Origin of the sequence: Salipiger marinus (assembly GCF_035481585.1) — a bacterium.
GTDB lineage: Bacteria > Pseudomonadota > Alphaproteobacteria > Rhodobacterales > Rhodobacteraceae > Salipiger > Salipiger marinus.
Genome location: NZ_JAYKSL010000036.1, coordinates 1 through 13,218, shown reverse-complemented (window position 1 = coordinate 13,218; position 13,218 = coordinate 1). Strand labels below are relative to the sequence as shown.

Below are 13,218 nucleotides of genomic sequence, written 5' to 3'. Positions count from 1 at the left end.
ACCTGCATGGCCGCGGCAATGCTCCTGCTACCACTGGGCGACACGTTTTCGAAGCTGCTGACGGAGACACTGAACCCGATCGAGGTCGCGACCGTGCGCGTTCTCGCCCAAGCGGCCTTCCTCCTGCCGGCGGCGGTGGTGCTGCGGAACCGTCTCAGGGGCGCCATGTTCTCGCCGGTTGTCGCGCTGTCCGGTCTTCTGGTGATGATCACCCTCATCTGCCTGATCGGCGCCTTCGCGGTCATGCCGATTGCCACCGCAATCGCCGTCTTTTTCGTTGAGCCTTTGATCCTGACTGTACTGGCAGGTCCACTCCTCGGCGAGACAGTCGGACCGCGACGCCTCGCAGCAGTTGGCGCAGGGCTCGCGGGCGCGCTTATCGTGATCCGGCCGGGGCCCGAGTTCGAGGTCGCTGCGCTGCTGCCGCTCCTCGCGGCCGTCTCCTATGCGCTCAACATGATTGTCCTCCGCCGCGCCGCGCGCACCCGCTCCGGGCTGACCATTCAGTGCGGCGCCACAACCTATGCCTGCCTCGGCATGGTAGCGCTTTCTTCCGGTCTTCACGCAGCGGGAATTGTGACTCCGGACCCGAGCGCCCTTTCGACTTGGGCCTCGGTCCTCATCCTGGGTAGCGGCCTCCTCGCCGCTGCAAGTTATGTCCTGATCGCCGAAGCCTTTCGCCACGCCGAAGCCGGTCTCCTGGCGCCGTTCCAGTATCTCGAGATCATCGGCGCCACCGCCGCCGGCTACCTGGTCTTCGGGGAGTTTCCGGACGGGATGACCTGGCTGGGGGTTGCAGTCATCCTCGCCTCGGGCCTTTACGTCGTTTACCGGGAGAGATCACGCGCGCCGGCCTCCATGTTGCCAATCGCCCACAAAAGCCGGAGAGTCCGGCCTCGGTGATAGAGGCTTCATCAGCACGACTGCACTGGGTTGAGAACGCCCATGTCGATGCTGACAGTCTCGAGATGGTGGGCCATGGCATGATGAGCGGCTGTCCCGTCGCCGGCGGCAATCGCGTCGACGACCTGTTCGTGATGATCGCTATGCGCCTTGGTGAACTCTTCCACGCCAACTCGCCGATAGGTGCGGTCCCATTCCCTCTGCCAGACCGCACGGCATCGGGCACTCGAGAAATGACGCAGGAGGGCGATGAGGACCGGATTGCGTGCAACCTCGGCGATAGACTGATGGAAGGCGTCATCGGCACGTTCGCAGCCCGCGCGATCGTGTGCCTCACGCCCTTCGGCAACGCGCTTGCGCAGAAGGGTGATGTCATCTTTCTCGCGGCGCGCCGCGGCGGCCGCCGCCACCTGCGGCTCGAGCAAACGCCGCGCGTCCATCAGGTCCGCGGGTGTCGTTGCTTCAAGCAGCAGCGTGTCCTTGACCGGGCGGCCCAAGGGCGTGCGGCCCCGGAAGGTCCCTTGCCCAACATGCCGCCAGATCTCTCCCTCCGTTTCAAGAGTCGCGAGCGCGGTTCGGAGCGTCTCTCGACTGCACCCAACGAGATTCTTCAGCTCGCGTTCCGGCGGTAGTCGATCTCCCGACGCGGGCGCCCACTCCTCAAGAATCTGCCACAGTCGCGCGCGCACCGTATCCTTTGCTATCCCCATGGTCTCCCCCTTCCAGACCAAACTTTTAGACCAAAGGTCGTACTGGGCAAACGCGTCGTACTTCCGGGAGGGCGTCCACTTGCCCAAGCGAACGTCCTCCCGGATCGTCCGCTACCCGGAAATCAATCCAAGACTCTCGAGCTTCAGGATCACCTGATGCGCGCAGTTGTCGACGTCGGGACCTTCCGTCTGCACGCGCAACTCCGGTGCTTCCGGAATCTCGTAGGGATCCGAAATCCCCGTGAAACCCGCGATCTTACCTTCTCGAGCGAGTTTGTAGAGGCCTTTTCGGTCGCGCCGCTCGCATTCCTCCAAGCTGGTTGCGACGTGGACCTCGATGAAGGCGCCATGGCTTTCGACATCTTCACGCACCGCGCGCCGCGTCGCTGCATAAGGAGCGATGGGTGCGCAGATGGCGATACCGCCGTTCTTGGTGATCTCGCTGGCTACGAAGCCGATCCGGCGGATGTTCAGATCGCGATGTTCCATGGAAAACCCCAGCTCGGAGGAAAGGTTCTTTCGGACGATATCCCCATCGAGCAGCGTCACCGGTCGCCCGCCTAGTTCCATGAGTTTCACTCGAAGCGCATTGGCTATGGTCGACTTGCCAGCACCCGAGAGCCCGTTGAAGAACACAGTGAAACCCTGCTGCGCACGCGGAGGGCTGGTGCGGCGCAATTCCCGAACGACCTCGGGAAATGAGAACCATTCCGGAAGGTCGATCCCCTCGCGAAGCCGTCGCCGCAGCTCGGTGCCGGAAATGTTGAGCACCGTCACGCCCTCCTCGATCTCGTCGGCCGGCTCATACTGGGCCCGCTCTTGGACGTAGACCATGTGTTTGAAGGGAACCATCTCGATCCCCATCTCTGCCTCGTGCGTCTTGAAGAGTTCCTGCGCATCGTAAGGGCCGTAAAAATCCTCTCCCTGGCTGTTCTTCCCCGGACCGGCATGATCGCGGCCGACGATGAAGTGGGTGCAGCCGTGATTGCGCCGGATGAGCCCGTGCCAGAGCGCCTCGCGCGGCCCGCCCATCCGCATGGCCACGTTGAGCAGGCTCATCGCCGTCGTCGCGGCCGCATACTTGTCGAGCACCGCCTCGTAGCAGCGCACGCGCGTGAAGTGGTCGACATCGCCCGGCTTGGTCATACCGACGGTCGGGTGGAGCAGGAGGTTGGCCTGCACCTCCCTGGCCGCACGGAACGTCAGCTCCTGATGCGCGCGATGCAGCGGGTTGCGGGTCTGGAAGGCCACGACGCGATTCCAGCCGAGCTTGCGGAACATGGCCCGCAACTCATTGGGCGTGTAGCGGTGCCCTTTGAAATCGTAGTGCACAGGGGCCTCGATTCCGGTAACCGGCCCGCCGAGATAAACCTTGCCCGCCTCGTTGTGGAGGTAATTCACACCGGCATGGGCGATGTCGTCAGCCCCGAAGACCATTTCCGCCTCGCGCGACTTATCGGGCACCCATATGTCGGTTACGGCCATGGTTGCGAGGATGACGCCCTCCTGATCGCGGAGCGCAATCTCGTTCCCCTCTTCGAGAGCCTCCGCGAAGCGCTCGGACACATCAAGGGTGATGGGCATCGGCCAGAGAGACCCATCCGCAAGCCGCATGTTCTCGACGACCCCGACACCAAGGAGAGCACGGCAGACAGCAGGTTTTTCAGGCCGTTCATTCCGTGCAGGTTCTGGAAGCCGATCAGGCTGAACACCGCCAGTAGCATGATGCCAAGACCACCATTGAAATAGCCACCGTAGCCAGCAACGAGGAAGACCGTGAAAGCCGAGAGACCTGGTCCGATCTGCAGTCCCCTCGCGCGAACCAGCCTTAAGAGACCCGGACCGGCAGCAAAGAGCAGAGTGGCCGTGAGCAGGAGCCAAGGTACGATTCCGACAAAGGCGTCGCCCGGCGTGATCAAAAGTAGCCCCGCACCGGCCAGGCCGCCGAGCGCGGCGGTCAAAATGATGCTCCGAAGCCCGAGGCTTCCCTCGGCGGATATATCCTGTCTGTAGGCCCAAGCACTACCGACATAGCCGGGCAAGGCGGTCAGCGTCGCCGTGGCATTGGCCATGATCGGTGGTACTCCCAGCCAGACCAGAGCAGGAAAGCTGACAAGAGTTCCGCCACCGGCAATGGCATTGACCATGCCGGCGGCCAGACCCGCCACGACCAATATGATTATGGAAAGCATTCGCGCATCCTCGACTTGAATCATCGCGTCTCTGTCCCGTTACTCAAATGGTCTGCAAATTGGTCTACTTTTTCGAGGACCGCTCTGAGATGAGTGAGGATTGACTCGACCGCCGGGCTGAGGAGGACCGACCTCACAGCGTGATCGGGTACAACGTCCCGAGTCCCATGCACTATCCCGATGGCGTCACCAGCCCGTCATCGGGAGGCAGCTGGAAAAGTCCAACTTCGGGCGGTCCAAAGTTGGAAGCAGAGCACATCAACCCGCGGAACCTCGCCTTTTCGGAGGAATAGTTGGGGCTCAGGCCAGCGATCTCCGATGACTCGGGCGCAGCCATCTCCGCCATCACCGGCAAGCCTTCGCAACATCGCTGCCCTGGTACGCGATCACGCGTATCATGACTTGGACGCTGCTTTGCGCCCGATCTTGGGACTTAGGAGCCACGGCCCTGTGCGACATAGGTAGGCAAAGAAAGCCAGCGTCCAGAGAACTGCGGAAAGATCGACACCGTTGAGACCACCAAGCACTACGTTTTGGCCAGCAACACGCGCCAAAGTGGCACCACAGATCAGAGCAAATGCGCTCGTCAGCCAGGGTCCGGCAACCAATGGCCGGCCGGTATGGCCCATTGTTGCCCGCATCATGACAGCCAGGGTCATCCCGACAACAGAGCCGATGCCCAGCACATGCGCGCTGACGACCGGACCAACGAGACCTGCCGCTCCGGCCCCGATGGAAAGAAAGCCGAGCGGCACCATCAGGTATGCGACGTGAAGCATCAGAAGAAGTGGCGATTGCCAGGTCGCCAGTCCCCGCCAACGCAGCAGCCGCATCAGGTGCAACAAAGCTGCGGCGCCGCCGGCAAGAACGCTCGCGGTATGAAATGGCGCGATGGCCCAGCTGACCAGTGCGGCAGCCCCGATCAGGATGCAGACACCGTCGAAACGATTGAACGCCACCGGCAACCGCTCCGGCCTGCGTTGGGCAAGCCAGTTCCGCGTGAAGCTCGGCACGATGCGCCCCCCAATCAGCGTGATCAGGAAGATAAGCAGGGCGATTCCAAGCCGCCGACCGATGTCGGACACGCCCTGGGTCAACGCCTCGACGTGAAACAGGATATTCGCCCCCCAAAGCAGGGACACCGGGACAAGCACCTTCAGGTTCTTCCAATTGCGACCGGCGACGATTTCCCGTGCCATCATCGCGGCGACAGCCAACAGGAACATCTGGTCGATGATGGCGGCCCCGACCGGACCAACCGGCAACAGCCCCGCGACACTGGCCCTGCCCGCCAGCCATAGCGCCAGCAGGACAACCAACGGCCAACCTCGTGTGGGCATCCGCCCCGTCCAGTTCGGAACGGCCGTGAACAGGAACCCGGCTACCACAGCTGCGCCATAGCCGAAGATCATTTCGTGTATGTGCCAATCGGTCGATGCGAGGTGGCCGCTGATGCTGACATCTCCGCGCCAGACCAACCACCAGATCGGGATCACGACGACAGCAAAGACGCCCGCAAAAAGAAAGAAAGGACGAAAGCCATAGCTGAAGAGTGCCGGGCCTTCATAAATTTCGCGCGTTTTCATGGCTCTTACCTCTGGAATGCAATCGGGCGGCGCCAGTGGCACCGCCCGGATCGGTCATTTGACGCGGGACGCTGCGTCATTCGACCTGGGCGATCAGATCCGCCATGCGGGCTTTGGCCTTGCCCTTCTGTTCCACGGCGGTCGCCTCATCGAGGTTCACCGCCTCGCCGACCTGGATCAGCGCAACCATCCCCATGGCATAGTGCGGCGTGCACTTGATGCCGTAGATGCCTTCGGCATCGACGGTCAGGTCGAACTCCTCGTTGAACTTGGTCTTGAAGCCTTCAACCCCGTCTGGAAGCATCCCGTCGATATCCTCGACGTTATGGCCCTTGTCGGTTGGAATGAACCTCACCACGTCACCGGGCTGCGCCTTCACGAAGGCAGGTTCGAAAACCATAGCTCCGGCCTCCCCCTTATTCATCATGTGGATTTCGAACGTCTCCGCCCCGGCAGCGCCAGTGGTGAGAACAAGGGCGGCGGTCATCATCAGTTTCATCAGCATCGGAACATCCTTTCATTTGTCCGGTTGCGTTTGCTGACCCCGGTATGCGTTAAGGTGGGGGACAGAACGTTGCTCTTGAACAAACTCCGGACCCGAATTTTGCCCAAACTCGACGAAAGCCTTCTGAGCGACCTGCCCCCCTTCTCCCTTCTTGAGAGATCCCAGATTCGTGAGGTCCTCGACCACGCGGTGTCACGTCGATACGAGGAAGGGACCGAGATCTTTCGGGAAGGACATGACGCGGACCGGTTCTATCTGCTGCTCGACGGCTATCTGCGCGTGGTTCGGACAACGCCCGGTGGTGACCAGATCATCGTTCTGCATATCTCGCCCGGTCAGCTGTTCGGGATAGCCCCGGCCTTGCAGCGCGGCACCTATCCGGCAACGTCCATCGCTGCCGCCGAGTCGATTGCGCTCTCGTGGCCCGTCAACCTCTGGTCAGACTTCACCACGAACTACCCTGGCTTCGCGACCGAGAGTTACAAGACACTCGGTCAGCGTTTGGGCCAGATTCAGGATACACTGACCGAGATGGCGACGCAGGCCGTGGAGAAGCGCGTGGCCTGCGCTCTGTTGCGACTTGTGAACCAAACAGGGCGGAAGACAGAGGGAGGAATCGAAATTGCCTTTCCCGTCACTCGGCACGACATATCAGAAATGACCGGCACGACCTTGCACACGGTCAGCCGTTTGCTCTCGGCTTGGCAGAAGGACGGTATTGTGCAGTCGACGCGCAAACACATCGTGGTCACGGAGCCACACCGCCTCGTTGTCTTGAGCGGCATCGAAGGATAACCATCGCTTGAGGAAGGCGCTGCGAACGTCGTAGGGTGGAATGATCCTGGCGAGTCCTTACCTCGGTCACCTGTTTGAGCCGCGTTTCCCGGCGCCATCAGCCTTGGCATCGATGCGCGAGGATAACGCTGCCCGGAAAGCGTCTTCGTACAGGTCATATTCGAGACACGCATCTGTAATCGCGTGAAAGGGTGCAATCGGACAGCCAGGACACAACATCCGGCGATCAAAAAACACGGTTGCAACCTCGGGCCAGGCCGCAAACAACTCTGACAAGGGCAGATTGGGGTCGTCGAAGTCAGGCTTGCTCATAGCGGGTCTTTTCATACCCGCATGCTGCGCTCATCTTTCGTCCCGTTCTTTGCGATTTCGCAACAAGTGGCGAAATCGCAGCCAATAGACATCCGGTATCCGCAACAATTTGTCGGGACCGCGACATGTCAGAATTACTCACCAAATCGCGGGCCAGGAACGTGTTCTACGGGGGATCCATCTTCTTCGTCGTCGTGTTCGTGGCCCTGACGGCGCAGAGCCACCGCCACATCGTGGACAATGCCACCGCCGGAATGCCCCTCACCGACGAGGTTCGGCTGGGGAAGCACGTCTGGGAACGCAACTCCTGCATCAACTGCCACACGCTGCACGGCGAAGGCGCCTATTTCGCACCCGAGGTCGGCAACGTGATGACCCGTTGGGGCGTCGCCGACGACCCCGAGGGCGCCTTCGAGATGCTGGACGGATGGATGCAGGCGCAGCCATCGGGCATCGAGGGCCGCCGCCAGATGCCGCATTTCGAGATCACCGAGGAGGAGATGCGCGCGCTCGCCGAATTCCTCCGTTGGGCCGATCAGACCGACACCCAGAACTGGCCGCCGAACGACGCGGGCTAAGCCTTTTCCAGGAGAAAACCATGAAATACCAATCGCAAAAAGTGGCCTACGCCTATTTCCTCGTGGCCATGGCCCTTTTCGGCATCCAGGTGCTGGGCGGGCTTCTTGCTGGCTGGATCTACGTCTCGCCAAACACGCTGTCGGAAATCCTGCCGTTCAACGTCATCCGAATGATCCATACCAACGCGCTGATCGTCTGGCTTCTGCTCGGCTTCTTCGGCGCCGCCTACTACCTCGTCCCCGAGGAAAGCGAACGCGAGATATTTTCGGTCAAGCTGGCCTACCTCCAACTGGCGATCCTCGTGGTCGGCACGCTCGGCGCCGTTGGTTCTTACCTTGTCGGCATCCACGGCGGTCGTGAGTTCCTCGAACAGCCGCTTTGGGTCAAGTTCGGCATCCTCGTGGCGGCGGTGATCTTCCTCGTGAATGTCTCGCTGACTTTCCTCGCGGGCCGCAAGACGGCGATCACCAACATCCTCATGATGGGCCTCTGGCTGCTCTGCCTGCTCTGGGTCTTCGCCTTCATCAATCCGGACAACCTGTCGCTCGACAAGATGTATTGGTGGATGGTCGTGCACCTCTGGGTCGAGGCGACCTGGGAGCTCGTCATGGCTGCGATCCTCGGCTTCCTGATGCTGAAACTAACCGGCGTCGACCGCGAGGTGATCGAGAAATGGCTGTATGTCATCGTGGCCACGGCACTCTTCTCGGGCATCCTCGGCACAGGGCACCACTTCTACTGGATCGGCACACCGGGCTACTGGCAGTGGATCGGCTCGATCTTCTCGACCTTCGAGGTGGTCCCCTTCTTCGCCATGATGTCCTTCGCCTTCGTGATGGTCTGGAAGGGCCGCAAGAACCACCCGAACAAGGCTGCGCTTCTGTGGTCGCTCGGGTCCTCCACCGTGGCCTTCTTCGGCGCGGGTGTCTGGGGCTTCCTGCACACGCTGCACGGTGTAAACTTCTACACCCACGGCACGCAGATCACCGCCGCCCACGGGCACCTGTCGTTCTACGGCGCCTATGTGGCCCTCAACCTCGCGATGTTCAGCTATGCCATGCCGCACCTGCGCAACCGCGCGCCCTACAACCAGGTGCTCAACATGGCCAGCTTCTGGCTGATGACCGGGGGCATGTGCTTCATGACCTTCACGCTCACCTTCGCCGGCACCATCCAGACCCACATGCAACGGATCGTGGGCGACTACTACATGGACGTGCAGGACCAGCTTGGCCTCTTCTACCTGATGCGCTTCGGCTCGGGTGTGGCGGTGGTGCTGGGCGCGCTCCTCTTCATCTATTCCATGCTCGTGGTGCGCCGCGAGGTGGTCAAACCCGGCCCCGTGATCAAAGACGCGGCCGTTCCGGGAGAGTGATCCGATGAAAGACCTCAACACAGCCGACCTGCCGTTCTACCAGCCCGTCGCCGATGAGTGCGCGGTGTTCGAAACGGCCCATGCCAACGCTCTGCCCCTTCTTCTGAAGGGGCCGACCGGCTGCGGCAAGACGCGCTTCGTGGAACACATGGCGGCGCGGCTCGGCCTGCGGCTGCACACGGTGGCCTGCCACGACGACCTCTCGGCCGCCGACCTGATCGGGCGCTACCTGCTGAAGGGCGGCGAGACCGTCTGGATCGACGGGCCGCTCACCCGGGCAGTGCGCGAAGGCGGCATCTGCTACCTCGACGAGGTGGTGGAGGCCCGCAAGGATGTCACCGTCGTCCTGCATCCGCTGACCGATGACCGCCGCCGGCTGGTCATCGACAAGACGGGCGAGGAACTGGTGGCGCCCGACAGCTTCATGCTCGTCGCCAGCTACAACCCCGGCTACCAGAACATCCTGAAAAAGCTGAAGCCCTCGACCCGGCAGCGCTTCGTCTCCGTCGGGTTCGATTTTCCGACATCGGAGGTCGAGGTGCCGGTCGTGATCCGCGAAAGCGGGCTGGACGAAGGCCGGGCGAAGGCCTTGGTCCGACTGGCGGGCGGTATCCGCAACCTCTCGGGCATGGATCTTGAGGAAGGGGTCTCGACCCGTCTGCTGATCTACGCCGCCACGATGATCGCCAAGGGGATGCCCGTCGACCGGGCCCTTCAGGCCGCGATCATCGAACCGCTCAGCGATGAGCCGGACGTTCAACAGGCCCTGCGCGATATCGCCAGCGCCGTGTTCGGGTGATGCCATGATCCACGTTCTCGACCTCATGGAGCCGGAGGAAACCGTCGGCAACCTCTGGCACGACATGGCCACGCGCAGGGCGGCATCGGACGCCGGCCGCGCCGTCACCTTCGACGCCGTGCGCCCCAGCCTTGCCGCACTCTTCCGGGCCCTCGGCGGCCCGGCGGGGGTCGAGATCGTGGCATCCCCCCTCGCCTCCTCTGACCATCGGCCTGGCCTTTTCCGCCGGGTCGGCACTCCGCGCGAAATGGTGCATGTGGCAGATTTCGATGGTGACCGCCTGCGCCTGCCGCCGGTGATGGACTGCTTTTCCACGCGGAAGCTGAACCGCAAAGCCTATCTCTGGCTCGCCGCCATCGCCGCCTTTGCCGAGTTTCCCGTGCGGCTGGACGACCCCTACCGCAACGACCTCGCCCAGATCGCCGCGAATGAGACCGCAATGGACAGCGCCTTCCGCGCCTGCCCTGGCCTTCAGGAAGATTACCGAGCCCTCTGCGTCGAGACCTGCGCCTTACGCAAACGCGGCGCCCTGCCCCGGCACGAGGCTTCGGTCGAGCTGATGATCCTCGACCAGATCGGCTGTCAGCGCGGCGGGATCGAAGAAGTCGATGCCCCCGCCCCGCGCGGCTACAAGAGCTATGCCCCGGTGCCGATCTGGCTGCGGTTCCTGCCGCGCACCACTGGCAAGGGCGCGGCGGATACAGCGGAGGAACCCGATCAGGCCCCCGCCTTTGCCGTTCCCAACCGGAAAGAGGCGAAACGCGAAGACCGGGACCAAGCCAACCGCAACGACGGGTTCATCATTCACCGGTTCGAGACGATCATGTCATGGGCCGAGAGCCTGAACATCAACCGCATGGTGGATGACGACGATCAGGACAACGCCGCAAAGGCGGCAGAGGATCAGGATCACCTGACATTTTCCGAGAACATGAAGCGCGCGGCGACCCGTCTGCGCCTGTCGCTGGACCTATCGCCGCAGGACGCCGATCACGAGATGCTGGCAGGCAAGTTCACCTACCCCGAATGGAACCGCCGCACCGGCGACTACATGCCCGATCATACCCGCGTTCTGGAAGCCCCCGCGAAACCGCGCGCCGAATACGCCCCCGATCCGCGCCTCGTCGCCCGGGTCAAACGCCAGTTCGCGCCGCTGCATCCACGCCGCGTGATCCTGCCCCGGCAGATCGACGGTGAAGACCTGGACCTCGACGCCATCGTCACCTCGCGCACCGACATCGCCTCGGGACAGGAAGGGTCCGACCGGGTCTGGCAGGCGGGCCGCCCAATGGCGCGGGACCTGTCGGTGGCGATCCTGATGGACTGCTCCCGCTCGACCGAGGCCGCGATCGGCGACACCTCGGTCATCGAGGTCGCCCGCGAAGCCCTGTCATCGCTGGCCGAAGGCATCGACACCGCTGGGGATCGACTTGGCATCTGGGGCTTTTCGTCCCTACGCCGCGATCGCGTCTTTCTGCATCGCGCCAAGACCTTCGAGGAACCCATGTCCGGCGACATCACTGCCCGGATCGGCGGCCTTGCGCCCGGCCACTACACCCGACTCGGCGCGGCGATCCGCCATGTCTCGGCGCAACTTGCCGAGGAAGGCGCGACCCGCCGCCTGCTGCTGGTGCTGACCGACGGCAAACCCAACGACCTCGACCACTACGAGGGCCAGCACGGGATCGAGGACAGCCGCATGGCCGTCCGTGAAGCCCGCGCCCTCGGCCAGGCGGTGCATGGCGTCATCGTCGATCAGGATGGGCAGGACTGGTTCGCCCGCATCTTCGGGCGCGCGGGCTTTACCCTGCTGCCGCATCCCGAGCGACTGCCCCGCGCCCTGCCCGAAATCTATCAAACCCTGACCATGGAGAGCTGAGATGAAACGCATCCTCACCATCGCCCAGTATCTGACGACGATCCTGCCCACGACCGCCCTTGCGGAGGCCTTCGACAGACCCATCCCGCAACCCCAGACCGAAGCGGCGGAGTTCTGGTTCTTCGTCGGCTCCGTCGCGCTGCTGCTGTCGCTGGTCGCCGTACAGATGCTGGTGAGCCGGAGATGAGACCTTCGCCAAAGCTCTTTGCGGCGCTCTACCCGTTTGGCGCCGGAGCCATGGGGGTGAACCTCTTCTTCGCCTCGCTCATCGGGTCATGGATGGGCTGGCCGGTGCTGACGCCCTGGCAATCCGCAGCCGGGGGGCTGGTCATCGGCCTTCCCGCGACCTACGCCTTTGCCTGTCACATCGTGCGACTGATGGAGAAGGCCGAAAGCTGATGACCGGATGGACGGAATACACGCTCGCACTGACGATCTTCGTTGCCAGCCACTTTCTGCCGCGCATCGGCGGCCTGCGCGACAGGCTAATTGGCGCGGTCGGGCGGCGCTTGTATTTCTCGGCCTATGGGTTCTTGTCCCTCACCCTGCTCGTCTGGGTCATCGTCGCGGCAGGCCGGGCACCCTATGTCGAACTCTGGCCACAGGCACCTTGGACGAGGTGGATGCCCAATATCGCGATGCCCATTGCCACCGTGCTGGTTTTCTGCGGATTCGGTCTGCGGAACCCCTACACGCTTGGCGGCAAGCGCGACGCCATCATCGATCCCGAAAAACCGGGTTTCGCAGCCGTCTGCCGACACCCGCTGTTCCTTGCGCTGGCGCTGTGGGCCGGGGCGCATCTCGTGCCGAACGGAGACCTCGCCCACGTCATCCTCTTCGGCAGTTTCGCGATCATGGCCGTCGCCGCCATTCCCGCCTTCGACGCAAAGGCCCGCCGGACTCTTGGCAACGGGGCCGCGCCCTACTTCGGGGCCACCGCGATCCTTTCGCTCCGCCCCTTTGCAGACGAGAGCTGGCGCGCTGCCAACGCCCGACCTCTGGCGATCCGCACCGCCATCGGCCTGCTGATCTGGACCGCCGCCCTGCACCTGCATACGCTTTTGATCGGCGTCTCGCCTTTTCCGGCCTGAACTTGATCTTGCGCAACGTCGCGGGCGCGGAAAAGGCACACACGGGGCGCATGAAACAGATCGACCGCCTCAGATCCCTTGGCCTCTTTGACGCCCGGGTGCCCCGCTACACCTCATACCCCACGGCCCCTGTCTTCTCTCCCGAGGTCGGCGCGGCAGAGCAGGCCCGCGCCCTCACGGCACTGGACCCGGACGAGCCGGTCTCGATATATATGCATATCCCCTTCTGCGAGCGGCTGTGCTGGTTCTGCGCCTGTCGGACGCAGGGCACCAAGACCCTGTCCCCGGTCGAAAGCTATATCGGCACGCTGGAACAGGAGCTTGCTCTGCTGAAGGACACCCTGCCCGAAGGTCTGCGGATGGGCCGGATGCACTGGGGCGGCGGCACGCCGACGATCCTGCCACCGCATCTGATCCACCGGCTGGCCCGGGCTGTCCGGACCGTCATCCTGTTGGATGTCACTGAGAACTGACCCAGCATTGTCATCGAGA

The 13,218-nt window shown here is 63.0% G+C and carries 15 protein-coding genes and 1 pseudogene; 10 read left to right on the top strand and 6 right to left on the bottom strand.

The features are described 5' to 3' along the window. Positions 1-6 precede the first annotated feature (6 nt). Positions 7-903 carry a DMT family transporter gene (locus VK682_RS25550; RefSeq protein ID WP_324782839.1) on the top strand — a complete coding sequence of 299 codons (897 nt, stop codon included), beginning with the start codon at positions 7-9 and terminating at the stop codon, positions 901-903. An 11-nt stretch (positions 904-914) separates the two neighbouring features. On the opposite strand, the gene VK682_RS25545 is transcribed toward VK682_RS25550, so the two are convergent. From VK682_RS25545 to VK682_RS25525, 5 genes are all read right to left on the bottom strand, one after another. Continuing rightward, positions 915-1,613, bottom strand: a complete 699-nt coding sequence (locus tag VK682_RS25545; RefSeq protein WP_324782838.1) for a FadR/GntR family transcriptional regulator — start codon at positions 1,611-1,613, stop codon at positions 915-917. Between the two features lie 111 nt (positions 1,614-1,724). After that, entirely contained in the window at positions 1,725-3,197 is a 1,473-nt protein-coding gene (locus tag VK682_RS25540) for a bifunctional sulfate adenylyltransferase/adenylylsulfate kinase (protein WP_324782837.1), read from the bottom strand. After that, positions 3,089-3,805, bottom strand: coding sequence for a sulfite exporter TauE/SafE family protein (locus VK682_RS25535; RefSeq protein WP_324782836.1), 717 nt, complete (start codon positions 3,803-3,805; stop codon positions 3,089-3,091). Before VK682_RS25535 ends, VK682_RS25540 begins: the two co-directional genes overlap by 109 nt. 395 nt (positions 3,806-4,200) lie before the next feature. Further along, positions 4,201-5,391, bottom strand: a complete 1,191-nt coding sequence (locus VK682_RS25530) for an NnrS family protein (RefSeq protein WP_324782835.1) — start codon at positions 5,389-5,391, stop codon at positions 4,201-4,203. A 76-nt stretch (positions 5,392-5,467) separates the two neighbouring features. Further along, positions 5,468-5,896 carry a pseudoazurin gene (locus VK682_RS25525; RefSeq protein ID WP_324782834.1) on the bottom strand — a complete coding sequence of 143 codons (429 nt, stop codon included), beginning with the start codon at positions 5,894-5,896 and terminating at the stop codon, positions 5,468-5,470. A 99-nt stretch (positions 5,897-5,995) separates the two neighbouring features. Between VK682_RS25525 and VK682_RS25520 the strand changes: the two genes are divergently transcribed. Further along, entirely contained in the window at positions 5,996-6,691 is a 696-nt protein-coding gene (locus VK682_RS25520; RefSeq protein ID WP_206896047.1) for a Crp/Fnr family transcriptional regulator, read from the top strand. Positions 6,692-6,757: 66 nt separating this feature from the next. Here VK682_RS25520 and VK682_RS25515 read toward each other — a convergent pair whose 3' ends face one another. Next, a complete protein-coding gene (locus tag VK682_RS25515; protein ID WP_324782833.1) occupies positions 6,758-7,003 on the bottom strand; it encodes a DUF1858 domain-containing protein in 246 nt (81 codons plus the stop codon). Between the two features lie 125 nt (positions 7,004-7,128). Here VK682_RS25515 and VK682_RS25510 point away from each other — a divergent pair, with 125 nt between their 5' ends. The 8 genes and pseudogenes from VK682_RS25510 to VK682_RS25475 form a co-directional block, all read left to right on the top strand. Next, positions 7,129-7,581, top strand: coding sequence for a c-type cytochrome (locus tag VK682_RS25510; RefSeq protein ID WP_324782832.1), 453 nt, complete (start codon positions 7,129-7,131; stop codon positions 7,579-7,581). Positions 7,582-7,601: 20 nt separating this feature from the next. Beyond that, on the top strand, positions 7,602-8,957 hold the full coding sequence (locus VK682_RS25505; RefSeq protein WP_324782831.1) for a cbb3-type cytochrome c oxidase subunit I: 1,356 nt from the start codon (positions 7,602-7,604) through the stop codon (positions 8,955-8,957). A gap of 4 nt (positions 8,958-8,961) precedes the next feature. Then, positions 8,962-9,756 (top strand): CbbQ/NirQ/NorQ/GpvN family protein, encoded by a 795-nt coding sequence (locus VK682_RS25500; protein WP_324782830.1) that lies wholly within the window; start codon positions 8,962-8,964, stop codon positions 9,754-9,756. 4 nt (positions 9,757-9,760) lie between these two features. After that, complete coding sequence (locus tag VK682_RS25495) at positions 9,761-11,635, top strand: nitric oxide reductase activation protein NorD (protein ID WP_206896042.1); 1,875 nt, start codon at positions 9,761-9,763, stop codon at positions 11,633-11,635. 1 nt (position 11,636) lies between these two features. Beyond that, positions 11,637-11,822 carry a hypothetical protein gene (locus VK682_RS25490; RefSeq protein WP_206896041.1) on the top strand — a complete coding sequence of 62 codons (186 nt, stop codon included), beginning with the start codon at positions 11,637-11,639 and terminating at the stop codon, positions 11,820-11,822. After that, the gene (locus tag VK682_RS25485) at positions 11,819-12,034 is read left to right on the top strand and encodes an NnrT protein (RefSeq protein ID WP_206896040.1); all 216 of its coding nucleotides are present in this window, start codon (positions 11,819-11,821) and stop codon (positions 12,032-12,034) included. The genes VK682_RS25490 and VK682_RS25485 overlap by 4 nt, the downstream gene beginning before the upstream one ends. After that, positions 12,034-12,726: an NnrU family protein gene (locus VK682_RS25480; protein WP_324782829.1), complete on the top strand. Its 693-nt coding sequence runs from the start codon at positions 12,034-12,036 to the stop codon at positions 12,724-12,726. Before VK682_RS25485 ends, VK682_RS25480 begins: the two co-directional genes overlap by 1 nt. Before the next feature lie 50 nt (positions 12,727-12,776). Further along, a pseudogene (locus tag VK682_RS25475) lies at positions 12,777-13,175 on the top strand (coproporphyrinogen III oxidase); the annotation flags it as partial. Positions 13,176-13,218 lie beyond the last annotated feature (43 nt).